Here is a 21,071-nt window from a genome sequence, read left to right on the forward strand (position 1 = left end):
CGCCATCCAGCGCGGGTAGCACTGCGCGCCGACCCCTTCAGAGGAGACAACCCCCATGCACGATCCCGGCCTGAACTTCGACCTGGGCGACACCATCGACTCGCTGCGCAGCGCGATCCAGGACTTCGCCGCGAACGAGATCGCCCCCCGCGCGGCCGACATCGATCGCGACAACCTGTTCCCGCACGACCTCTGGCAAAAGCTGGGCGAACTCGGCCTGCACGGCATGACGGTGAAGGAAGAGTTCGGCGGCACCGAGCTGGGTTACCTGGCGCACATCGTGGCCATGGAAGAAGTCTCGCGCGCCTCGGCCTCGGTGGGCCTGTCGTACGGCGCGCACTCCAACCTGTGCGTGAACCAGATCCATCGCAACGGCAGCGATGCGCAAAAGAAGAAGTACCTGCCCAAGCTGGTGAGCGGCGAACACGTCGGCGCGCTGGCCATGAGCGAGCCCAACGCCGGCTCCGACGTGGTGAGCATGAAGCTCAAGGCCGAGAAGAAGAACGGCTACTACGTGCTCAACGGCAGCAAGATGTGGATCACCAACGGCGGCGACGCCGACACGCTGGTCATCTACGCCAAGACCGAACCCGAGATGGGCGCGCGCGGCATGACCGCCTTCATCGTCGAGAAGAACTTCAAGGGCTTCTCCGCCGGCACCAAGCTCGACAAGCTCGGCATGCGCGGCTCCAACACCTTCCCGCTGTTCTTCGACAACTGCGAAGTGCCCGAAGAGAACGTGCTCGGCGGCGAAGGCATGGGCGCCAAGGTGCTGATGAGCGGCCTCGACTACGAACGCGCGGTGCTCTCGGGCGGCCCGCTGGGCATCATGGCCGCGTGCATGGACGCGGTGCTGCCCTTCATCCACGAGCGCAAGCAGTTCGGCCAGAGCATCGGAGAGTTCCAGCTCATGCAGGGCAAGCTGGCGGACATGTATTCGACCTGGCAGGCCACGCGCGCTTATGTGTACGCCGTGGGCAAGGCCTGCGACCGCAACGACCATGCGCGCACCTTCCGCAAGGACGCGGCCGGCGCGATTCTGTATTCGGCCGAGAAGGCGACGTGGATGGCCGGCGAAGCCATCCAGGCGCTGGGCGGCGTGGGCTACACGAAGGAGTTCCCGGTCGAGCGGCTGTGGCGCGACGCCAAGCTGTACGAGATCGGCGCGGGCACGAGCGAGATCCGGCGAATGCTGATCGGTCGCGAGCTTTTCGCTGAAACGGCCTAAGCTGTTTTTCTCCCTTCCCCGCTGGGGGAGGGCAGGGGTGGGGGCTCGCGGCGTTCGATGAGGCATTGCACCAGACAGACGCCGCTTGCCCCCATCCCAACCTTCCCCCGGAAGGGGAAGGAGCAAGACAAGGAGACAAGGAACATGAGCATGACTGCTGCACTGACCGAGAGCTACGGCAAGGGCGCCACCGACGTCCCCCTCATCGAGCAACCCATCGGCGACTTCTTCGACGACATGGTTGCCAGGCAACCCGACCGCGAAGCGCTCATCAGCCGCCACGAAGGCCAGCGCTTCACCTACCGCGAACTGCAGGCCGAATCCAACAAGCTCGCCAGCGCGCTGCTGAACCTCGGTCTCGTGCCCGGCGACCGCGTCGGCATCTGGTCGCACAACAACGTGCCGTGGGTGCTGATGCAGATCGCCACCGCCAAGGTCGGCCTGATCCTCGTCAACATCAACCCCGCCTACCGCACCTCCGAGCTGGAGTACGCGCTCAACAAGGTCGGCTGCAAGGCGCTGGTGACGATGGCGCAGTTCAAGACCAGCGACTACCTCGGCATGCTGCGCGAACTGGGCCCCAAGCGCCTGCCGCTGCTGCAGCACACCTTCTGGATCGACGGCAAGGCGGCCGCGGATGTGCAGGAGCCGGGCATGCAGCGTTTCAGCCAGCTGCTCGCGAGCGGCGATGCGGGCGACGCGCGCATCGCGCAGATCCAGAAGACGCTGAAGGCCACCGACCCGATCAACATCCAGTTCACCAGCGGCACCACGGGCTTTCCCAAGGGCGCGACGCTCACGCACCGCAACATCCTGAACAACGGCTTCTTCATCGGCGAATGCATGAAGCTGTCGCCCATCGACAAGCTGTGCATTCCGGTGCCGCTGTACCACTGCTTCGGCATGGTGCTGGGCAACCTGGCGTGCCTCACGCACGGCTCGGCCATCGTGTACCCGAACGACGGGTTCGATCCGCTCACCGTGCTTGAGACGGTGCAGGCCGAGAAATGCACGGGCCTGCATGGCGTGCCCACGATGTTCATCGCCGAGCTCGACCATCCGCGCTTCAAGGAGTTCGACCTCTCGACCTTGCGCACCGGCATCATGGCCGGCTCGCCGTGCCCCATCGAAGTGATGAAGCGCGTGGTCAGCGAGATGCACCTGAGCGAGATCACCATTGCCTACGGCATGACCGAGACCAGCCCCGTGAGCTGCCAGAGCAGCACCGACACGCCGCTGGACCGCCGCGTGTCGACCGTGGGCACCGTGCAGCCGCACCTGGAGGTGAAGATCATCGACCCCGAGACCGGCGCGATCATGCCGCCCGGCCAGTCGGGCGAGCTCTGCACGCGCGGCTATTCGGTGATGCACGGCTACTGGGACGACGAGCCGCGCACGCGCGAAGCCATCGACACCGAGCACTGGATGCACACCGGCGACCTGGCCACCATGGACGCCGAGGGCTACGTCAACATCGTGGGCCGCATCAAGGACCTGGTGATCCGCGGCGGCGAGAACATCTACCCGCGCGAGATCGAAGAATTCCTGTACCGCCACCCGAAGGTGCAGGACGTGCAGGTGGTCGGCCTGCCCGACAAGAAGTACGGTGAAGAGCTGTGCGCCTGGATCATCGTCAAGCCCGGCCAGAGCGCGACCGACACCGAGATCCGCGACTTCTGCAAGGGCCAGATCGCGCACTACAAGGTGCCGAAGTACATCCAGTTCGTCACCGAATTCCCGATGACCGTGACCGGCAAGATCCAGAAATTCAAGATCCGCGATGCCATGACCGAGCAACTCGGCCTCAAGCAAGAAAAGACAGCATGAGCAAAATCGAAACGAAATTGAATGCCCGCTCGGCGGACTTCCAGGCCAATGCGGCAGCCATGCGCGCGCTGGTTGACGACCTGCACAGGCAGTTCGCGAAAGTGGAGCAGGGCGGCGGCGAGGCTGCGCGCGCCAAGCACACCGCGCGCGGCAAACTGCTGCCGCGCGACCGCGTGGCCGAGCTGCTCGACCCGGGCACGCCGTTCCTCGAGATCGCGCCGCTGGCCGCGCATGCGATGTACCTTGACGGCAAGGGCGTGGAGTCGGCGCCGGGCGCCGGCATCATCACCGGCATCGGCCGCGTGAACGGTGTCGATTGCATGATCGTCTGCAACGACGCGACGGTGAAGGGCGGCACCTACTACCCGCTGACCGTCAAGAAGCACCTGCGCGCACAAGAGATCGCCGAGCAGAACCGCCTGCCCTGCATCTACCTCGTGGACTCGGGCGGCGCCAACCTGCCGAACCAGGACGAGGTGTTCCCTGATCGCGACCACTTCGGCCGCATCTTCTACAACCAGGCCAACATGAGCGCCCAGGGCATCCCGCAGATCGCGGTGGTCATGGGCTCGTGCACGGCGGGCGGTGCGTATGTGCCGGCGATGAGTGATGAATCGATCATCGTGAAGAACCAGGGCACCATCTTCCTGGGCGGGCCGCCGCTCGTGAAGGCGGCCACCGGCGAAGTGGTGACGGCCGAAGACCTGGGCGGTGGCGATGTGCACACGCGCCTGTCGGGCGTGGTCGATCACCTGGCGCAGAACGACCTGCACGCACTGGCGCTCGCGCGCACGGCGGTGGCGAACCTCAATGCCAAGGCGGCATCGAACGAGCCCGCCGCGGCCTCGACGGCGCGCGCGCCCGAGTTCCCGCGCGAAGAGCTGTACGGCGTGATCCCGACCGACACGCGCAAGCCCTTCGACGTGCGCGAGATCATCGCGCGCATCGTCGACGGCAGCGAGTTCCACGAGTTCAAGGCCCGCTTTGGCGCCACGCTGGTCTGCGGCTTCGCCGAGATCGAAGGCATGCCGGTGGGCATCATCGCCAACAACGGCATCCTGTTCAGCGAGTCGGCGCAGAAGGGCGCGCACTTCATCGAGCTGTGCTGCCATCGCAAGATCCCGCTGGTGTTCTTGCAGAACATCACTGGCTTCATGGTGGGCCGCAAGTACGAGAACGAAGGCATCGCGCGCCATGGCGCGAAGATGGTGACGGCCGTGGCCACCGCCAACGTGCCCAAGTTCACCGTCATCATCGGCGGCAGCTTCGGCGCCGGCAATTACGGAATGTGCGGCCGTGCGTACAGCCCGCGCTTTCTCTGGATGTGGCCCAACGCGCGCATCAGCGTCATGGGCGGCGAGCAGGCCGCGAGCGTGCTGGCTACCGTCAAGCGCGACGGCATCGAGCTGAAGGGCGGCAGCTGGAGCAAGGAAGAGGAAGAAGCCTTCAAGGCCCCCATCCGCCAGCAGTACGAAGACCAGGGCCACCCCTACTACGCCACTGCGCGGCTGTGGGACGACGGCATCATCGATCCGGCCGACACGCGCCGCGTGCTGGCGCTGGGCCTGGCGGCCGCGCGCAATGCGCCGGTGCCCGAGCCGAAGTTCGGCATCTTCCGGATGTAGGACGCATCGAAGGAGTCCTTCATGACGTTGCGCAAGCTCACGTTCATTGCCGCCGCACTGCTGTGCTGCGCGATCGGCGCGCAGGCCCAGAGCCTGGCGCGCCGCGACATCGAGATTCCGATGGCGGTCAAGGGCTTCTTCGGCGAATCGCACGTGAAGCTCGCGGCCACCGAATACAAGCCTGAGGGCGACGGGCCGTTCCCGGTGCTGGTGATCAACCACGGCACGCCGCGTTCGCCTTCCGACTTCGCGAAGATGCAGGACCGCTATGCGCGGCAGGCCGAGCTGTTCGCGCGTCACGGCTTCCTGGTCATCAACCCGCTGCGCCGCGGCTACGGCAAGTCCGACGGGCCGTGGGCCGAGAACTACTTCAGCTGCAGCAAGCCCGACTACGTGCAGGCCGGCCTCGAAAGCGCCAAGGACATCGGCGCCGCGCTCGACTACGCCCGCGCGCTGCCTTATGCCGACGCGCAGCACATCGTGCTGCTGGGCAAGTCGGCCGGCGGCTTCGGCGTGCTGGCGCTGTCGAGCCTGAACCCGGCCGGCGTGATCGGCACCATCAATTTCGCGGGCGGACGCGGCTCGCGCGGACCCGACGACGTGTGCAACGAAGCCAGCCTCGTCGATGCCTTCGGCCGCTATGCCTCGACCACGAAGGTGCCGATGCTGTGGGTCTATTCGGAGAACGACCATTTCTTCGGCCCCGCATTGGCCGGCCGATTGCTGGCGGCCTACAAGGCCAAGGGCGTGGACGTGCGCTTCGAGGGCGTACCGCCCTATGGCAACGATGGCCACGGCTTCTTCGAAGGGCGCGACAACGCGGCGATCTGGGTGCCGATGGTCGATGAGTTCATCGCGAAGCTGGGGCTGCCACAGCGCCTTCAATGACGACAAGACAACACACATGAGCGACCCCTACACCACGCTGCAACTGACGATCGAAGGCGCCATCGCCCGCATCTGGCTCGACCAGCCCGACGCACGCAACGCCTTCGACGACATCGTGATCGCCGAGCTGACACGCGCCTTCACCGAAGCCGGTGCCGCGCCGCAGGTGAAAGCCATCGTGCTCGGCGCGAACGGCCCGGCCTTCTGCGCTGGCGCCAACCTCAACTGGATGCGCCGCATGGCCGACTACACGCGCGACGAGAACATCGCCGACGCGGGCAAGCTGGCCGAGATGCTCCGCGTCATCGCCGAGTGCCCCAAGCCGACCATCGCGCGCGTGCAGGGCGATGTGTACGCCGGTGGCATGGGCCTCGTGGCCGCATGCGACATGGCCGTGAGCGTCGACACCGCCTGGTACTGCCTGAGCGAAGTCAAGATCGGCCTCGTGCCCGCGACCATCAGCCCGTATGTGCTGCGCGCGATGGGCACGCGGGCCTCGCAGCGCTACTTCCTCACGGCAGAGCGCTTCACCGCCGCCGAGGCGCACCGCATCGGCTTCGTGCATGAAGTGGTGGCGGCCGACGCGCTCGATGCCAAGGTCGGCGAACTGCTGAAGGCGTTGACCGGCGCGAGCCCGGCCGCCGTGCGCACCTGCAAGCAACTGATCGCCGACGTGGCCGGCCGCGAGATCGACAGCGCGCTGATCGCCAGGACCGTCGAAGGCATCGCCGACATCCGTTCGAGCGAAGAGGGCCGCGAGGGCGTGCAGGCCTTTTTGCAGAAGCGCAAGCCATCGTGGCTGGAAGCGAAGGCCTGACGCCATGCCGCACCGCCCGCTGATCGAACGCATGGATGCCTGGCTGGCCGCGAACCGCGCCGACTATCGCGCCGCGCTTCAACCGGGCGTGAGCGACAGCGAGCTCGATGCCTTCGAGGCGAAGTTCTCGCTGAAGCTGCCCGAGGCCTTTCGCGCGCTCTACCGCTGGCGCAACGGCCAGCCGGACAGCAGCTTCGACAGCTTCCAGGACAACCGCATGTTCTCGTCGCTCGAAGACATCGCCGACACCAAGGAGATGCTCGACGGCATGATCGGCTTCGACTTCGAAGACCCCGCCACCTGGCGGCGCGGCTGGGTGCCATTCTTGTCGAACGGCGGCGGCAGCTACCTGTGCGTCGATATCGATGCAGAGGGCGGTGGCCAGCCGGGCCAGTTGATCGCCTTCTGGAAGGCTGACGAAGACCGGCCGGTCGAGCACGCCTCGGTGCAGGCCTGGCTCGCGGACCTCGTGGCTTCCATGGAAGCCGGAACGCTCGAGATTTCCTGAGGGCTCATCACTCATGAACACCAGCCTCGACATGCCCCAGCTCATCGCACTGGCCGCCGCCATCGGCTGGGCCAGCGGCGTGCGCCTTTACCTGGTCGTGCTGCTGACTGGCATCGTCGGCTACTTCGGCTGGGTGCCGCTGCCCAGCGGGCTGCAGTTGCTGGCGCATCCGGTGGTGATCGCGGCGAGCGGCTTCATGGTGTTCATCGAATTCTTCGCCGACAAGATCCCCGGCCTCGATTCGCTGTGGGACGTGGTGCACACGGCGATCCGCATCCCGGCCGGCGCCGCGCTGGCGGCCAGCGTCTTCGGCGCCGACCATGGCGTGATGGCCATCGTGGCGGCGCTGGTGGGCGGCGGCTTCGCGGCCACGGCGCATGCCGCCAAGGCCACCACGCGCGCGGCCATCAACACCTCGCCCGAGCCTTTCTCCAACGTGGGCGCTTCGCTGGTCGAAGACACGATGGTGCCCGCGGGGCTGTGGCTCGCGGTGGCGCACCCCTTCGTCTTTCTCGTGCTGTTCGTGCTGGTGCTTGTGGCGAGCGTGTGGCTCATCCGCAAGAGCTGGCGTTTCCTCAAGGCGCTGTTCGGCCGCGTGGCCCGCATCTTCAGCGGCCGACCCGATCCGGGCGTGGTGCCCGCGTTTCAACTGAAAAAGAATCCTCCGGGAGACACTCCGAATGTTTAAGAAGATCCTGATCGCCAATCGCGGTGAAATCGCTTGCCGTGTCGCTGCAACCGCGCGACGCATGGCAATCCGCACGGTGGCCGTGTACTCCGATGCCGACGCGCATGCCAACCACGTGCGGGCTTGCGACGAGTCGGTGCACATCGGCGGCAGCGCGCCCAAGGACAGCTACCTGCGCTGGGAAAAGATCCTCGAAGCCGCCAAGGCCACGGGCGCGGAAGCGGTGCACCCGGGCTACGGCTTTCTGAGCGAGAACGAAGAGTTCGCCCAGGCCTGCGCGCAGGCGGGCCTCGTCTTCATCGGCCCGCCGCCTTCGGCCATCAAGGCCATGGGCCTGAAGGCCGAGTCGAAGCAGCTGATGGAAAAGGCCGGCGTGCCGCTGGTGCCCGGCTACCACGGCCACGACCAGGACCCGGCACTGCTGCAGCGCGAGGCCGACCGCATCGGCTATCCGGTGCTCATCAAGGCCAGCGCCGGCGGTGGCGGCAAGGGCATGCGCGCGGTCGACAAGGCCGAAGACTTCGCTGCCGCGCTCGCCTCGTGCAAGCGCGAAGCCATCAACAGCTTCGGCGACGACGCGGTCCTGATCGAAAAATACGTGCAACGCCCGCGCCACATCGAGATCCAGGTGTTCGGCGACACGCAAGGCAACTACGTCTATCTGTTCGAGCGCGACTGCTCGGTGCAGCGGCGCCATCAGAAGGTGCTCGAAGAAGCGCCCGCGCCCGGCATGACCGAAGCCATGCGCAAGCAGATGGGCGATGCCGCCGTGGCCGCGGCACGCGCCGTGAACTACGTGGGCGCGGGCACGGTCGAGTTCATCGTCGAGCAGCGCGAAGGCGGCGAGATGAACTTCTTCTTCATGGAGATGAACACGCGCCTGCAGGTGGAACACCCGGTGACCGAAGCCATCACGGGCCTCGACCTTGTCGAATGGCAACTGCGCGTGGCCTCGGGCGAGCCGCTGCCTACCAAGCAGGCCGACCTGAAAATCCACGGCCACGCCATCGAAGCACGCATCTGCGCCGAGAACCCCGACAACAACTTTCTGCCCGCCACCGGCACGCTGCGCGTGTACCGCAAGCCGCAGGCGACGGCCTTCCAGCGCAGCCGTGTGCGCATCGACGACGGCGTGCGCGAGGGCGGCGAGATCTCGCCCTTCTACGATTCGATGATCGCCAAGCTGATCGTGCACGGCAGCACGCGCGAAGAAGCGCTGGCCCGTCTCGACGCCGCGTTGGCGCAGGTGCAGATCGTGGGCGTGTCGACCAACGTTCAATTCTTGCGCGGCATTCTCGCGACGGCGTCGTTCTCGAAGGCCAACCTCGACACCGCCCTCATCGAGCGCGAGCGTGCCGTGCTGTTCGACCGCGACACGCTGGGTCTGCCGCTGGCGGCGGCGGCGGCCATCGCGCGCACGCTGATCACCGAATGGCCCGCGAAGATGCCCGACCCCTTTGCGCGCCGCGACGGCTGGCGTTCGCTCGGCGAGTACCTGCGCCGTTTCGACTTCGAGTTTCGCGGCGCCGAGCAGATCGCCCTGCTGACCTACAAGCGCGACGGCAGCCTCTGGCTCGAAGCGGGTGGCGCGGAAGGCCCGCTGGTCATCGGCCAGTTCCCCTCGGGCGAGTTCGAGGTCGAGTTCGCGGGCAACCGCCAGACGCTCGACGTGCACCTGGACGGCGCCATGGCCCATGTGTTCGCATCGAAGGGCGCGACGAAGATCACCGCCATCGACCGCCTCGCCCACGCGGGCGACACGCATGCCGAAGGCGGGCGGCTCACGGCGCCGATGCCGGGCAAGGTCGTGTCGTTTGCGGTCAAGGCCGGCGACAAGGTCAGCCGCGGCCAGCCGCTGGCGGTGATGGAGGCGATGAAAATGGAGCACACCATCGCAGCGCCCGCAGACGGCACCGTGGAAGAACTCATGTTCGCTCCTGGCGAGCAGGTGGCCGAAGGCGACGAATTGTTGCGAATGGCCGCGGCAACGGCTTAACCCCGTTGCGGGTCCTGGCCCGTATCAGCTGCGGTAGTCATTCTTTCAAAGGGATTTTCATGCCGCATCGCAAGCCTCTCGTTTCGTCCCGATTCGCCCGTCACCGCACGGGCATCGTCCTGCTGGCCCTGGCGGCCGCGCTCTCCATGGCCGGCTGCGGCCAGAAGAGGGATGCCGGGTCATCCTCCGAGGCGCCTCCGCCGCCGGCCCCCATGCAGGCGACTGCGAACTACGGCGGCGGCATGGCGATGAAGGAGAGCCGTGCGCGAGCCGCGTCGCCGCAGGCCGAATCCGCGCGCGCACCCGCACCCGTGGCTGCGAGTGCCGACCAGGCGCAGCAGACGCCGTTCCAGCGCTACCTTGCCGTCCGGCAGGAGCTGAACGTCGAGGTGCCGTCGGAGCAACTGCCCGACGCATGGGGCAAGGTGCGCGACCTGTGCGACACGCTGAAGTGCGAGCTGCTGTCGTCGTCCCTCTTGCGCGAGACCCCGCAGCAGGTCGGCAAGGCCATGCTCGAAATGCGCGTGGAGCCGGCCGACGTCGACAAGCTGCTCAACGGCCTGGCCGGCGTGGCCAAGGTGGTGTCGCAGAACACCACCAGCGAAGACAAGACCTCGGAGGTGATCGACGTCGAGGCGCGCATCAAGAACCGCACCGAGTTTCGCGACAGCCTGCGCCTGATGCTGCGCGACAAGACGACCAAGCGCGACATGTCCGACCTTCTCGAAATACAGCGCACGCTGGCCGACACGCAGGCCGAACTGGACAGCAGCGCGACGCAGCGCAAGGTGCTGGAGCAGCAGACCAGCAAGCAGCACATCCAGATCCAGTTCACGACCACCCGCGTGCTGGCGCAGGGTGGCCAGAGCTACAACCCGATGATGCGTGCGCTGCGCCAGGCGGGTTCGGTGCTGGCCGAGAGCGTGGGCGCGCTCATCACCTTCCTGGCGGCGGTGTTGCCGTGGCTGTTGCTGGTGGTGCTGCCGTTCGGCTGGCTGGTGCGGGTGCTGTGGCGCCGTCGCCGTTCCAAGATCGCCTGAGGATCGCAACCGGGTCCGTCACTACCTTGCAGGAGATTGTCTTGATGGACCCGCTTCGCCTTTATGTGGACGCCCAGTTCGCGAGCCCCTATGCCATGTCGGTGTTCGTGGCGCTGCATGAAAAGGGGTTGCCGTTCGAGATGTCGACCGTCGATCTCGGGGCGCTCGAACACCGGGCGGCCGGATTCTCAGACCTGTCGCTGACGCAGCGCGTGCCGACGTTGCTGCATGGCGACTTCGCGCTGTCGGAGTCGTCCGCGATCGCCGAGTACATCGATGAAGTCTTTCCGGGCACGGCCCTGTATCCGTCGGAGCCGCGAAGCAGGGCAAGGGCGCGCCAGCTGCAGGCCTGGCTTCGCAGCGACCTGATGCCGATCCGGCAGGAGCGTGCGACCGAGGTGGTGTTCTACCGGCCTTCGAGCGCGCCGCTGTCCGCTGCTGCGCAGGCATCGGCGAAGACGCTCTTCGACTTTGCGGAGGCCCTGCTCCCCGCCGATGCGGAGAACCTGTTCGGCGCATGGTCCATCGCGGATGTGGACCTGGCGCTGATGCTCAGCCGGCTGGTGCTGAACGGCGATGCCGTGCCGCCAAGGCTGGCGTCGTACGCGGGCCGGCAGTGGCAGCGGCCCTCCGTTCAGCGATGGGTGCGGCAAGTGCGGCCGCCGCTCTGACCTGGCGTCAGCCCACCATCACTTCACTGATCTGCACCACCGGCACGATGTCGGTGTAGTTCTTCACGTCGGCCCTGATCTCTTCCCTGTGCGGCCCGAACGCCTTCTGGAAGGCGTCGAGGGATTCGCTGAACACGTGGCACATGGCGATGTAGGCGGGTGGGGTGCCCGGCGCGCCGCCGCCCAGGCCCTTGTCGATGGTGTACGAGAGGCAGGCGTCGCCCATGAGCGCCTTGATCAGCGGCATGTGCTTGTCGCGGTAGTAATCGTGGTCGAAGCGGGCGTCGGCAGCGTAGGGATACATCACGCTGAACTTGATCATGGTTGTCGGACTCCTGGGGTACGGGGTTGGATGATGGCTGGCGTTCGAGCATAGGAGATGGCTTGCGGCGCAACAAGCCGGCGCCGCCTAAGATTCGGGCCATGCGAATTTCCGTCTACCTCACCGACAACCGCCCAGACCCCTGGATCGAAGGCCTGCAGGCCGAACTCCCCGATGCCGTCATCGAAGCCTGGAAGCCCGGTGCGGCCCAGGCCGACCATGGCGTGGTCTGGGCGCCGCCGCAGCAATTCCTCGACGAGCAGCCGAAGCTGCGCGGCCTCTTCAACATCGGCGCGGGCGTCGATGCGTTGCTCAAGCTGAAGGTGCCGGCGCACACGCGCATCGTGCGGCTCGACGATGCCGGCATGTCGGTGCAGATGGCCGAATATGTCTGCCACACGCTGATCCGCCATTTCCGCGAGTTCGATGCCTACGAGGCCGACGCGCGCGAGGGCCGCTGGAGTTATCGCAAGCCGAAGCTGCGGCGCGATTTTCCCGTCGGCATCATGGGCCTGGGCGTGCTCGGCGAGCGCGTGGCCAAGGCGGTGGCGCAGTTCGAGTTTTCGGTGCTGGGCTGGAGCCGGTCGGCCAAGGCGATCGATGGCGTTCAGGTGTTCAGCGGCGAGGCGCAGTTCGACGAGTTCCTGTCGTCCACGCGCGTGCTGGTCAACCTGCTGCCGCTGACCGAAGCAACGCGCGGCATCCTGAACCGCAAGACGCTGGGCAAACTCAAGCCCGAGGGGTATCTCATCAGCATTGCGCGTGGCGGCCATCTGGTGGAAGAGGAACTGATCCCGATGCTGGACGCAGGCGAACTCGCGGGCGCGACGCTTGATGTGTTCCAGGTCGAGCCGCTGCCGGCCGAGCATGCCTTCTGGCGGCATCCGAAGATTACGGTGACGCCGCACGGCTCGGCGCGCACGCTGCGCGAGGAGTCCATCACGCAGATCGCCGGGAAGATCCGCGCGATGGAGCAGGGGCTGCCTGTGAGCGGCGTGGTCGATCCGGAGCGCGGGTACTGACGCGTATTGCGTTACTGGCCGCCGTTGGGGCGGTTGCTTGGTGTTTGCCTTGCGAGGGGGCGCTGCTGTTCAGGGCAGCGCTCACGTCGACGGCGTACTCCCCTCCGCGAATGTCCCCCGGGGCTGCGCCCCTCCTCCTTTATTTCGCTGCGGGGAGTACGCCGTCGGCGTGAGCGTTTTCAGAGCAGTCGTTGATCGGCGATACACCCGCAGCGTGTCCTCGTGCGAATGGCACCGGGTGCTCCCCGCAGCGAAATAAAGGAGGAGCAAAGCGGGGGACATTCGCGGAGGGGAGCACCCGGTGTCATTCGCACGCGCCCCCGAAGCAACAGCAGCAGCACCTCGAACAAAAACCAAAGGGCAGGGCAAACCCTGAAGCTTTTGTTTTTCGCAAACATGAAAATAAATTCATGGTTGTGAAAACAGCGTTTCGCGTTATCGAGATTGTCGAACTCTTCGCCAAGGAGAAGCAGCCCCTGGCGCTGTCTGAAATGGCGCGCCTGCTCGACATGCCCGTGTCGAGCTGCCTCGGCCTCATCCGTACGCTCGAAGAGCAGGGCTACATGTACGAAACCGGCCGCCGCCAGGGCTACTACCCGACCGGCAGGCTGCTCGCGATGGCGCAGGTCATCGCCGCGCACGACCCGGTGCTCGACCGCGTCAAGGCCACGCTCGAAGAACTGCGCGATGCGGCGCGCGAGACCGTGGTGTTCGGAAAATTCCGCGACGCAGGCCAGGTGGTCTACCTGGAGGTGTTGAACGCACCGCAGGCCATCCGCTATTCCGCCGAGTCGGGCGAGACGCGTCCGGCCTATGCCAACTCGCTGGGCCGCGCGCTGCTGTCCACCCTCGCACCCGATGCGCGCCGCAAGCTGCTCGATGGCATGACGCTGGCGCCGCTGACCGACGCCACGCTCACCACCGCCGACGCCATCGAGGCCGAACTGCAGCGCGGTGCGGCACGCGGCTGGTACGGCAACCTCGGCGAAAGCATTCCCGACCTGATCGGCCTGGCATGGCCGCTGCGCATCGGCGGCGAGGCCTATGCGATTTCGGTCGCCGGCCCGCGCTACCGCATGGAAGCGCGCATCGAAGACATTGCCGCGATGCTGCGCTCCGCCTGCCTCGCGATCGAACCCAAGACAGAGAACCCCCGATGACCACCACCGCCACAACGCCCCGCTACTTCGTTCGAGAAGCCGACATCGCCGGCTACCACCCGGCCAACCACACCGGCACGCTGAACAAGCGGCTGATCGGCCCCGAGACCGTGGGCGCGAAGCAGCTCGAAGTGCTGGTGGGCCACATCCAGAAGGGCAAGGGCGCGCTGCCGCATGCGCACCCGGGCATCGAGCAGGTCTGCTACATGCTCGAAGGCCGCGCCGTCGCCGAAGTGGGCGGGCAGCGGCAGGAGCTGCACCCTGGCGACAGCTGCTTTTTTCCGGCCGACGCCATGCACACCTTCACGGTGGTGAGCGACGAGCCGGTGCGCGTGCTGGTGATCTACAGCCCGCCGTACGAGGAATCGCCGGAGCGCGTGATCCGACCCTGAACGACGACAACAACCCCCGGAGACAAAAACCATGCAGACAACGAAGAACGCGACCGAGCCATCGGTCGCGGTGGCAAGCCGCCGCCGTTTCATTTCCATCGGTGCCGCCACGGGCCTCGTCAGTGCGGCGCCCTGGGCCTTTGCGCAGGACAGCGGCTACCCCAAGCAACCGATCCGCATCGTCGTGCCCTTCGCGGCCGGCAGCGGCACCGATGCGGTGGCGCGCATCACCGGGCAGATGCTGGGCGAGGCGCTGAAGGGCTCGGTCATCGTCGACAACAAGGCGGGCGCCAACGGCGTGATCGGCGCGGAGGCGGTGGCCAAGGCACCGCCCGATGGCTACACGCTCTTCATGACGACCAACACCACGCACTCGGCCAACCCGAGTTTGATGAAGTCGCTGCCCTACGACCCGGTGAAAGACTTCGCGCCCGTCAGCCGCATGGGCAACCTGCCGTTCATGCTGGTGGTCAACAACGACCTGCCCGTGAAGAGCGTGGCCGAGCTGCTGGCCTGGGGCCGCGCGCACCCCGGCAAGCTGACCTACGCGAGCGGCAACAGCACCGGCATCGTGTGCGGCGCGACGCTCTCGCGCATGAGCGGCGTGCCGATGCTGCACGTGCCGTACAAGAGCACGCCACCCGCGATTGCCGACCTGATCGGCGGGCAGGTGTCGATGATGGTGGTCGACCTGGCCGCCGGGCTGGCCACGGTGAAGGCCGGCAAGATGCGCGCGATTGCCGTCACCACGCAGGAGCGCACCAAGCTCTTTCCCGAACTGCCGCCGCTGGCCGACACGCCGGAGCTGAAGGGCTTCGACATCACGTCGTGGAACGGCGTGTTCGCACCGGCCGGGACGCCGCGCGACATCGTGCTGAAGCTCAACAAGGCGCTCTCGGGCATGGCGAACGGCGCGGCGTTTCGCGAGCGCGTGGCAAAGCTGGGCTTCGATGCCTTCGGCAGCACGCCGGAAGAGCTGGGGGCGTTCACGGTGTCGGAGCTGGCGAAGTGGAAGAAGCTGATTCAGGCGGCGGGCATTCAACCCGAATGAGCGCGTTGCCGAATTTGAATTCGCATTTGAATTTCTCCCTCCCCCGTTGGGGGAGGGCAGGGGTGGGGGCAAGCGGCGTACCTATCGAACGCCCTGCCTGCCCCCATCCCAACCTTCCCCCAAAGGGGGAAGGAGCGAAGACCAAGACATGAACACCTCCGGACCTCTCCAAGGTATCCGCATCCTCGACCTCACCGCCGTGGTGATGGGCCCTTACGCCACGCAGACACTCGGCGATCTCGGCGCCGACATCGTCAAGGTCGAGCCGCCCGCCGGCGACAACCTGCGCGCGGTCGGGCCGATGCGCCACCCCGGCATGGGTGCGATGGCGATGCACCTGAACCGCAACAAGCGCTCGATCGTGCTCGACCTCAAGCAGCCCGAGGGCCTCGAGGCCTGCCTGCGGCTGGCAGCCGGGTGCGATGCGCTCATCTACAACACGCGCCCGCAGGCGATGGCGCGGCTCGGGCTTGGCTACGAGGCCGTGGCCGCGGTGAACCCGAAGATCGTCTACCTCGGTGCCTTCGGCTACGGCGAAGAAGGCCCCTACGCCGGCAAGCCCGCGTACGACGACCTGATCCAGGGCGCCGCCGGTGTCGCCTCGCTGTTCGCGCAGCAAAGCGGCGGTGCGCCGCGCTATGCGCCCGTCACGCTGGCCGACCGCGCCGTGGGGCTGCAGGCGGCCATCGCGTTGCTGGCTGCCGTGCTGCATGCGCAGCGCACCGGGCAGGGCCAGTCGGTCGAAGTGCCGATGTTCGAGGCGCTCTCGCAGTTCGTGATGGGCGACCACCTCGGCGGCCACAGCTTCGAGCCGCCGCTCGGCCCCACCGGCTATGCGCGCCTGCTGGCGGAACACCGCAAGCCCTACGCCACGGCCGACGGCTACCTGGGCGTGCTCATCTACAACGACAAGCACTGGCAGGCCTTCTTCGACGTGATCGGCCGGCCCGAGCTGCGCAGCTCGTCGATGTTCGGCACGCACACGGCGCGCGCCGCCAACATCGCCGCGGTCTATGCCTTCGTGGCCGAAGTGATGGCCACGCGCAGCAGCGATGAATGGATGGCCGCGCTGGAGGCCGCCGACATTCCGGTCGCGCGCCTGCACACCACCGAAAGCCTGCTCGACGATCCGCACCTGCGCGCCGTCGATTTCTACCCCGAGTTCGATCACCCGACCGAAGGCCGCATCCGCACCCTCGCGCCGGTCGGCCGCTACAGCGCCACCCCTGCCGCCATCCGTCGCCCCACGCCGCGCATCGGCGAGCAGAGCGTCGAGCTGTTGCGCGAAGCGGGCTACGCGAACGACGAGATCGACCGGATGCTTGCACGCGGCATCACCGCGCAGCCGAACCCACCCAAGGACAACAGCGAATGAATTTCTCCCTCGACGAAGACCAGCGCTCGCTGGTCGCAGCCATCGAACGGCTGTGCGAAGACTTCCCCGCCGACTACTGGCGCGACCATGACGACCGCGTCGTGTTCCCGCACGAGTTCCACCGCGCCGTGGCCGCAAGCGGCTGGCTCGGCATCGCGATGCCCGAGGCACAAGGCGGCGCGGGGCTCGGCATCACCGAGGCGGCGCTGATGATGCGCGCCATCAGCGCGTCGGGTGCGGGCATGTCGGGTGCGTCGTCGGTGCACATGAACATCTTCGGACTCAACCCGGTGGTGGTGTTCGGCACCGAAGAACAACGCCAGCGCTTCCTGCCGCCGTTGATCGCCGGCACCGAGAAGGCCTGCTTTGCCGTGACCGAGCCCGATGCGGGGCTCGACACCACCAGCCTCAAGACGCAGGCGGTGCGCCAGCCGCATGGCGGCTACCTGCTGCACGGCCGCAAGATCTGGATATCGACCGCACAGGTGGCCGACCGCATGCTGATCCTCACGCGCACCACGCCGCTCGACCAGGTGAAGAAGCCCACGCAGGGCCTCACGCTGTTCTACACGCCGCTGGACCGCAGCAAGGTCGAGGTGCGCGAGATCCACAAGCTCGGGCGTGCGGCGGTGGACTCCAACATGCTCTTCATCGACGGCCTCGAAGTGCCGGAAGAAGACCGCATCGGCGAAGAAGGGCGCGGCTTTGAGTACATCCTGCACGGCCTCAACCCCGAGCGCATATTGATCGCCGCCGAGGCCATCGGCATCGGCCGCGCCGCGTTGCGCATCGCCTCGCAGTACGCACAGGAGCGCATTGTGTTCGGCCGGCCCATCGGCCAGAACCAGGGCGTGGCGCATCCGCTGGCGCGCGCCTGGGCCAACCTGGAAGCGGCCGACCTGATGGTCTTCAAGGCGGCCACGCTGTACGACGCGGGCGAGCCCTGCGGCATCGAGGCCAACGCCGCCAAGTACCTCGCGGCCGAGGCGGCGCACGACGCCTGCCAGAACGCGATCCTCACGCTCGGCGGCATGGGCTACGCGAAGGAATACCACGTCGAACGCCTGCTGCGCGAGAGCTACATCCCGCGCATCGCACCGGTCAGCCCGCAGATGATCCTGAACTTCATCGCCGAGAAGGCGCTGGGGTTGCCGAAGTCGTACTGATCCCTTGCCACAGCCGCTGCGCACCCGCCGGCGCGCGGCTGGCACCATTTGCAACCACACAGGCGCGCATTGCTACCTTCCGTGAGTTGTGTACCAAGCAGGGCATTTCCATGTGTCGGACAATGGGCGGCGGTTTCTCATCCTCCCGCGACACAAGAGACATCCCATGAAACTCCCCAGCCAAGTCAAGCTTGTCGACGTCGGCCCGCGCGACGGCCTGCAGAACGAAAAGCAGCCCGTTTCCGCCGACATCAAGATCGGCCTCGTGCACCGCCTGCAGGACGCCGGGCTCATGGAGATCGAGGTCACCAGCTTCGTCTCGCCCAAGTGGGTGCCGCAGATGGCCGACAACGCCGAGGTGATGCACGGCATCGTGCGCAAGCCCGGCGTGCGCTACTCGGTGCTCACGCCCAACATGAAGGGCTTCGAGGCCGCCATCGCCGCGCCGCGCGAAGAGTGGCCCGACGAGATCGTGGTGTTCGGCGCCGCGAGCGAAGCCTTCAGCCAGAAGAACATCAACTGCTCGATTGCCGAAAGCATCGAGCGCTTTGCGCCCGTGGTGGCCGCGGCACTCGAGAAGGGCATCCGCGTGCGTGGCGCGATGTCGTGCACGGTGGGTTGCCCCTATGAAGGCGAGATCGCGCCGGCCAAGGTCGGCTACCTCGCGCAGCTGATGAAGGGCATTGGCGTGCAGCGCGTGGACGTGGCCGACACCATCGGCGTGGGCACGCCGCGCAAGGTGCAGGCGGCGATGGAGGCCACGCTGGCGCACTTCGATGTCGACGCCATCTCGGGCCACTTTCATGACACCTACGGGCAGGCGCTGGTCAACACGCTGGCGGCGCTCGAGCTGGGCGTGTGGAACTTCCAGTCGTCATCGGCCGGCCTCGGCGGCTGCCCCTATGCCAAGGGCGCGACGGGCAACGTGGCGACCGAAGACGTGGTCTACATGCTGCATGGCATGGGCATCGCGACCGGCATCGACCTCGACAAGCTGATCGACGCGGGCGTGTACATCAGCGAGGCGCTGGGCCGCGAGCCGAACTCGCGCGCGTCGAAGGCCATCCGCACCAAGCGGGCCGGCTGAGCCCGCAACAACACACACGCACAGGAGTTTTCGTGGACCTGCATGTCTGGCTTGCGTTTCTGGTGGCCAGTTGCGTCATCGCGGTGTCGCCCGGTTCGGGCGCGGTGCTCAGCATGAGCCACGGGCTCAGCTATGGCGTGCGGCGCACCACCGCGACCATCGTCGGCCTGCAGTTGGGGCTGGCGGTGATCCTGCTTGTGGCGGGGCTTGGCGTGGGCGCGGTGCTTACCGCTTCGGCCACCGCGTTCACGGTCATCAAGGTGGTCGGCGCGTGCTACCTGCTGTGGCTGGGCTGGCGCCAATGGCGCGCGCCGGTCGCGGCCGTGGCGACAGCAGATGGCGATGCGGCCGAATCGGCGCGCGAGCCCGACCTCACGGCGCCGCAGCGCGTGCTGCGCGGCTTCCTGACCAACGTGACGAACCCGAAGGGCATCGTCTTCATGGCCGCCGTGCTGCCGCAGTTCATCCAGCCCACGCGCCCGCTGTGGCTTCAACTGCTGGTGCTGCTGGCCACGACGGTGATGGTCGACGTGACCGTGATGCACGGCTACGCCTGGCTGGCCGCGCGGCTGCAGGGCATGCTGCGCAGCGTGCGCGCCCGGCGCGCACAGAACCGTGTCTTCGGCGGCGTGCTGATGGCGATGGGCGCGTTCCTGTTCATGTTCAAGCGCAGCGCCTGACGGCGGTGGCGCACGCTGATAGATTCACAACCCATGTGCGGCTCTGAACTCCACTCCCTCCCCGAAGGCGTCCAGCGCGTCTCCCGCGTGCTGCAGGACGCCGGCCATCCCCATTCGCCACGCATGCTCGACGACGCCTGCCGCACCGCGCAGCAGGCGGCCGATGCGCTCGGCATTTCCGTTGGGCAGATCGCCAAGAGCATCATCTTCCGCCGCAAGAGCGACGAGGTGGCGGTGCTGGTCATCACCTCGGGCGACAAGCGTGTCGATGAGAAAAAAGTAGATGCGCTGGTCGGCAAGACCGGCCGCGCCGATGCCGACTTCGTGAAGGCGCGCACCGGCTTCACCATCGGCGGCGTGTCGCCGGTGGGGCATGTGACCAAGCCCGTGGTGCTGATCGACCGCGAGCTGTTCCGCTTCGAAGAAATCTGGGCTGCTGCAGGCCATCCGCACGCGGTGTTCCAGCTGAAGCCGCAAGACCTCGAAACGCTCACCGGCGCACCGGTGGCGGACGTGGTGTGAATTTCGCGGAAGCCGAGACGCTGGCCGATCGCGCGGTGGCCGTGCGCGACCTGCCCGAAGACGTGCCTTCGCCTTGCTCTTCGGTCTGCCGCATGGACCGCCTGAGCGGCTTGTGCGAAGGGTGCTTGCGCACCATTCCCGAGATCGCGGGCTGGAGCAAGATGGACGACGATGCGCGGCGCCATGTATGGCGCGCGATAGAGTTGCGGGCCCGGGCCGGCATCTGGCGCATCCCCGAAGAATCCGGAGACACCCACGCATGAAGCACATCGATTTCTATCTCGACTTCATCTCTCCTTACGCGCACCTCGCGTTCGAGCACCTGCCCGAGGCGCTCGAAGGGCTGAGCTACAGCGTGGCCTACAAGCCGGTGCTGCTCGGCGCACTGCTCAAGCAGCATGGCCAGCTCGGCCCGGCGGAGATTCCTTCGAAGCGCAGCTGGACCTACCGCCACGTGCTGTGGCTGGGTCAGGCCCACGGCATTCCCATCGAGATGCCGGCCACGCACCCTTACAACCCGCTGCCGCACCTGCGCCTTGCGGTGTCGACCGGCGACGACGGCAGCATCAACCGCCTCGTGGCCGAGACCATCCTGCGCAACGTGTGGCGCGGCGGCGAAGAAGCCGGCGATGCCGCGCGGCTTGCCGCACTGGCCGCACAACTGAACCCGAAGCGCGACGCGGGCAGCGACGAGAGCAAGGCGCTGCTCAAGCGCAACACCGACGAAGCGCTGGCGCTCGGCGTGTTCGGCACGCCCAGTTATGTGGTCGACGGCCGCCTGTTCTGGGGCTTCGACGGCCTCGCGATGCTGCGTGCCTACCTCGCCGGCGATGCGTGGTTTGACGGCCCGCAATGGACGGCCGCGGACCAGCGTCCGTCCGTGCTGCGCAGCAGCAAACAGGGCTGAGTAGAAACCCGGGCAAGCCCCGGGAACAGCCTGATTTCTTACAGGCTGAAACGCGCCGCACGGGTTTCACCCTAATCCGTAAGCGCCGATTCAGTTTCG

22 protein-coding genes are annotated in these 21,071 nt (G+C 66.9%); 21 read left to right on the plus strand and 1 reads right to left on the minus strand.

Features of this window, described 5'->3' with window-relative positions; all coding sequences use genetic code 11:
- Positions 1-55: 55 nt before the first annotated feature.
- From BLQ28_RS27755 to yfcF, 10 genes are all read left to right on the plus strand, one after another.
- The gene (locus BLQ28_RS27755; protein WP_093246559.1) at positions 56-1,228 is read left to right on the plus strand and encodes an isovaleryl-CoA dehydrogenase; all 1,173 of its coding nucleotides are present in this window, start codon (positions 56-58) and stop codon (positions 1,226-1,228) included.
- 144 nt (positions 1,229-1,372) lie between these two features.
- Positions 1,373-3,055: an AMP-binding protein gene (locus BLQ28_RS27760; protein WP_093246560.1), complete on the plus strand. Its 1,683-nt coding sequence runs from the start codon at positions 1,373-1,375 to the stop codon at positions 3,053-3,055.
- Entirely contained in the window at positions 3,052-4,680 is a 1,629-nt protein-coding gene (locus BLQ28_RS27765; RefSeq protein WP_093246561.1) for a carboxyl transferase domain-containing protein, read from the plus strand. The genes BLQ28_RS27760 and BLQ28_RS27765 overlap by 4 nt, the downstream gene beginning before the upstream one ends.
- A 21-nt stretch (positions 4,681-4,701) precedes the next feature.
- A complete protein-coding gene (locus BLQ28_RS27770) occupies positions 4,702-5,568 on the plus strand; it encodes an alpha/beta hydrolase family protein (RefSeq protein WP_093246562.1) in 867 nt (288 codons plus the stop codon).
- 16 nt (positions 5,569-5,584) lie between these two features.
- Positions 5,585-6,385 carry an enoyl-CoA hydratase/isomerase family protein gene (locus BLQ28_RS27775; protein WP_093246563.1) on the plus strand — a complete coding sequence of 267 codons (801 nt, stop codon included), beginning with the start codon at positions 5,585-5,587 and terminating at the stop codon, positions 6,383-6,385.
- Between the two features lie 4 nt (positions 6,386-6,389).
- Positions 6,390-6,893 (plus strand): SMI1/KNR4 family protein, encoded by a 504-nt coding sequence (locus BLQ28_RS27780; protein WP_093246564.1) that lies wholly within the window; start codon positions 6,390-6,392, stop codon positions 6,891-6,893.
- Positions 6,894-6,906: 13 nt separating this feature from the next.
- Positions 6,907-7,581, plus strand: a complete 675-nt coding sequence (locus tag BLQ28_RS27785; RefSeq protein ID WP_093246565.1) for a DUF4126 domain-containing protein — start codon at positions 6,907-6,909, stop codon at positions 7,579-7,581.
- Entirely contained in the window at positions 7,574-9,577 is a 2,004-nt protein-coding gene (locus BLQ28_RS27790) for an acetyl-CoA carboxylase biotin carboxylase subunit (RefSeq protein WP_093246566.1), read from the plus strand. Before BLQ28_RS27785 ends, BLQ28_RS27790 begins: the two co-directional genes overlap by 8 nt.
- A gap of 212 nt (positions 9,578-9,789) precedes the next feature.
- Positions 9,790-10,617 carry a DUF4349 domain-containing protein gene (locus tag BLQ28_RS27795; protein WP_256327486.1) on the plus strand — a complete coding sequence of 276 codons (828 nt, stop codon included), beginning with the start codon at positions 9,790-9,792 and terminating at the stop codon, positions 10,615-10,617.
- A 44-nt stretch (positions 10,618-10,661) separates the two neighbouring features.
- Positions 10,662-11,288 (plus strand): glutathione transferase, encoded by a 627-nt coding sequence (gene yfcF / locus BLQ28_RS27800; protein WP_093246568.1) that lies wholly within the window; start codon positions 10,662-10,664, stop codon positions 11,286-11,288.
- 7 nt (positions 11,289-11,295) lie between these two features.
- Here the strand turns inward: yfcF and BLQ28_RS27805 are convergent, their stop codons facing one another.
- Positions 11,296-11,610 carry an EthD family reductase gene (locus BLQ28_RS27805; RefSeq protein WP_093246569.1) on the minus strand — a complete coding sequence of 105 codons (315 nt, stop codon included), beginning with the start codon at positions 11,608-11,610 and terminating at the stop codon, positions 11,296-11,298.
- A gap of 101 nt (positions 11,611-11,711) precedes the next feature.
- On the opposite strand from BLQ28_RS27805, the gene BLQ28_RS27810 reads away from it, so the two are divergent.
- From BLQ28_RS27810 to BLQ28_RS27860, 11 genes are all read left to right on the plus strand, one after another.
- Positions 11,712-12,632, plus strand: a complete 921-nt coding sequence (locus BLQ28_RS27810; RefSeq protein WP_093246570.1) for a 2-hydroxyacid dehydrogenase — start codon at positions 11,712-11,714, stop codon at positions 12,630-12,632.
- 410 nt (positions 12,633-13,042) lie between these two features.
- Complete coding sequence (locus tag BLQ28_RS27815) at positions 13,043-13,792, plus strand: IclR family transcriptional regulator (RefSeq protein WP_093246571.1); 750 nt, start codon at positions 13,043-13,045, stop codon at positions 13,790-13,792.
- Positions 13,789-14,184, plus strand: a complete 396-nt coding sequence (locus BLQ28_RS27820; protein ID WP_093246572.1) for a cupin domain-containing protein — start codon at positions 13,789-13,791, stop codon at positions 14,182-14,184. Before BLQ28_RS27815 ends, BLQ28_RS27820 begins: the two co-directional genes overlap by 4 nt.
- Before the next feature lie 31 nt (positions 14,185-14,215).
- Complete coding sequence (locus tag BLQ28_RS27825; RefSeq protein WP_093246573.1) at positions 14,216-15,235, plus strand: Bug family tripartite tricarboxylate transporter substrate binding protein; 1,020 nt, start codon at positions 14,216-14,218, stop codon at positions 15,233-15,235.
- Between the two features lie 148 nt (positions 15,236-15,383).
- Entirely contained in the window at positions 15,384-16,610 is a 1,227-nt protein-coding gene (locus BLQ28_RS27830) for a CaiB/BaiF CoA transferase family protein (protein WP_093246574.1), read from the plus strand.
- A complete protein-coding gene (locus tag BLQ28_RS27835) occupies positions 16,607-17,776 on the plus strand; it encodes an acyl-CoA dehydrogenase family protein (protein WP_093246575.1) in 1,170 nt (389 codons plus the stop codon). Before BLQ28_RS27830 ends, BLQ28_RS27835 begins: the two co-directional genes overlap by 4 nt.
- 166 nt (positions 17,777-17,942) lie before the next feature.
- On the plus strand, positions 17,943-18,863 hold the full coding sequence (locus BLQ28_RS27840) for a hydroxymethylglutaryl-CoA lyase (RefSeq protein WP_093246576.1): 921 nt from the start codon (positions 17,943-17,945) through the stop codon (positions 18,861-18,863).
- A 32-nt stretch (positions 18,864-18,895) separates the two neighbouring features.
- Positions 18,896-19,543: a homoserine/homoserine lactone efflux protein gene (gene rhtB, locus BLQ28_RS27845; protein WP_093246577.1), complete on the plus strand. Its 648-nt coding sequence runs from the start codon at positions 18,896-18,898 to the stop codon at positions 19,541-19,543.
- A 33-nt stretch (positions 19,544-19,576) separates the two neighbouring features.
- Positions 19,577-20,065 carry a YbaK/EbsC family protein gene (locus BLQ28_RS27850; protein WP_093246578.1) on the plus strand — a complete coding sequence of 163 codons (489 nt, stop codon included), beginning with the start codon at positions 19,577-19,579 and terminating at the stop codon, positions 20,063-20,065.
- Entirely contained in the window at positions 20,062-20,328 is a 267-nt protein-coding gene (locus BLQ28_RS27855; protein WP_093246579.1) for a DUF1289 domain-containing protein, read from the plus strand. The genes BLQ28_RS27850 and BLQ28_RS27855 overlap by 4 nt, the downstream gene beginning before the upstream one ends.
- Positions 20,325-20,972 carry a 2-hydroxychromene-2-carboxylate isomerase gene (locus BLQ28_RS27860; RefSeq protein ID WP_093246580.1) on the plus strand — a complete coding sequence of 216 codons (648 nt, stop codon included), beginning with the start codon at positions 20,325-20,327 and terminating at the stop codon, positions 20,970-20,972. Before BLQ28_RS27855 ends, BLQ28_RS27860 begins: the two co-directional genes overlap by 4 nt.
- Positions 20,973-21,071 lie beyond the last annotated feature (99 nt).

It is taken from the genome of Variovorax sp. EL159 (genome assembly GCF_900100965.1).
Taxonomy (GTDB): Bacteria; Pseudomonadota; Gammaproteobacteria; order Burkholderiales; family Burkholderiaceae_C; genus Variovorax.

What these genes read in the sequence shown, in the direction of transcription:
- BLQ28_RS27755 (WP_093246559.1), top strand. Translation starts at nt 56, where the DNA reads ATGCACGATCCCGGCCTGAACTTCGACCTGGGCGACACCATCGACTCG.
- BLQ28_RS27760 (WP_093246560.1), top strand. Translation starts at nt 1,373, where the DNA reads ATGAGCATGACTGCTGCACTGACCGAGAGCTACGGCAAGGGCGCCACC.
- BLQ28_RS27765 (WP_093246561.1), top strand. Translation starts at nt 3,052, where the DNA reads ATGAGCAAAATCGAAACGAAATTGAATGCCCGCTCGGCGGACTTCCAG.
- BLQ28_RS27770 (WP_093246562.1), top strand. Translation starts at nt 4,702, where the DNA reads ATGACGTTGCGCAAGCTCACGTTCATTGCCGCCGCACTGCTGTGCTGC.
- BLQ28_RS27775 (WP_093246563.1), top strand. Translation starts at nt 5,585, where the DNA reads ATGAGCGACCCCTACACCACGCTGCAACTGACGATCGAAGGCGCCATC.
- BLQ28_RS27780 (WP_093246564.1), top strand. Translation starts at nt 6,390, where the DNA reads ATGCCGCACCGCCCGCTGATCGAACGCATGGATGCCTGGCTGGCCGCG.
- BLQ28_RS27785 (WP_093246565.1), top strand. Translation starts at nt 6,907, where the DNA reads ATGAACACCAGCCTCGACATGCCCCAGCTCATCGCACTGGCCGCCGCC.
- BLQ28_RS27790 (WP_093246566.1), top strand. Translation starts at nt 7,574, where the DNA reads ATGTTTAAGAAGATCCTGATCGCCAATCGCGGTGAAATCGCTTGCCGT.
- BLQ28_RS27795 (WP_256327486.1), top strand. Translation starts at nt 9,790, where the DNA reads ATGCAGGCGACTGCGAACTACGGCGGCGGCATGGCGATGAAGGAGAGC.
- yfcF (WP_093246568.1), top strand. Translation starts at nt 10,662, where the DNA reads ATGGACCCGCTTCGCCTTTATGTGGACGCCCAGTTCGCGAGCCCCTAT.
- BLQ28_RS27805 (WP_093246569.1), bottom strand. Translation starts at nt 11,610, where the DNA reads ATGATCAAGTTCAGCGTGATGTATCCCTACGCTGCCGACGCCCGCTTC.
- BLQ28_RS27810 (WP_093246570.1), top strand. Translation starts at nt 11,712, where the DNA reads ATGCGAATTTCCGTCTACCTCACCGACAACCGCCCAGACCCCTGGATC.
- BLQ28_RS27815 (WP_093246571.1), top strand. Translation starts at nt 13,043, where the DNA reads ATGGTTGTGAAAACAGCGTTTCGCGTTATCGAGATTGTCGAACTCTTC.
- BLQ28_RS27820 (WP_093246572.1), top strand. Translation starts at nt 13,789, where the DNA reads ATGACCACCACCGCCACAACGCCCCGCTACTTCGTTCGAGAAGCCGAC.
- BLQ28_RS27825 (WP_093246573.1), top strand. Translation starts at nt 14,216, where the DNA reads ATGCAGACAACGAAGAACGCGACCGAGCCATCGGTCGCGGTGGCAAGC.
- BLQ28_RS27830 (WP_093246574.1), top strand. Translation starts at nt 15,384, where the DNA reads ATGAACACCTCCGGACCTCTCCAAGGTATCCGCATCCTCGACCTCACC.
- BLQ28_RS27835 (WP_093246575.1), top strand. Translation starts at nt 16,607, where the DNA reads ATGAATTTCTCCCTCGACGAAGACCAGCGCTCGCTGGTCGCAGCCATC.
- BLQ28_RS27840 (WP_093246576.1), top strand. Translation starts at nt 17,943, where the DNA reads ATGAAACTCCCCAGCCAAGTCAAGCTTGTCGACGTCGGCCCGCGCGAC.
- BLQ28_RS27850 (WP_093246578.1), top strand. Translation starts at nt 19,577, where the DNA reads ATGTGCGGCTCTGAACTCCACTCCCTCCCCGAAGGCGTCCAGCGCGTC.
- BLQ28_RS27860 (WP_093246580.1), top strand. Translation starts at nt 20,325, where the DNA reads ATGAAGCACATCGATTTCTATCTCGACTTCATCTCTCCTTACGCGCAC.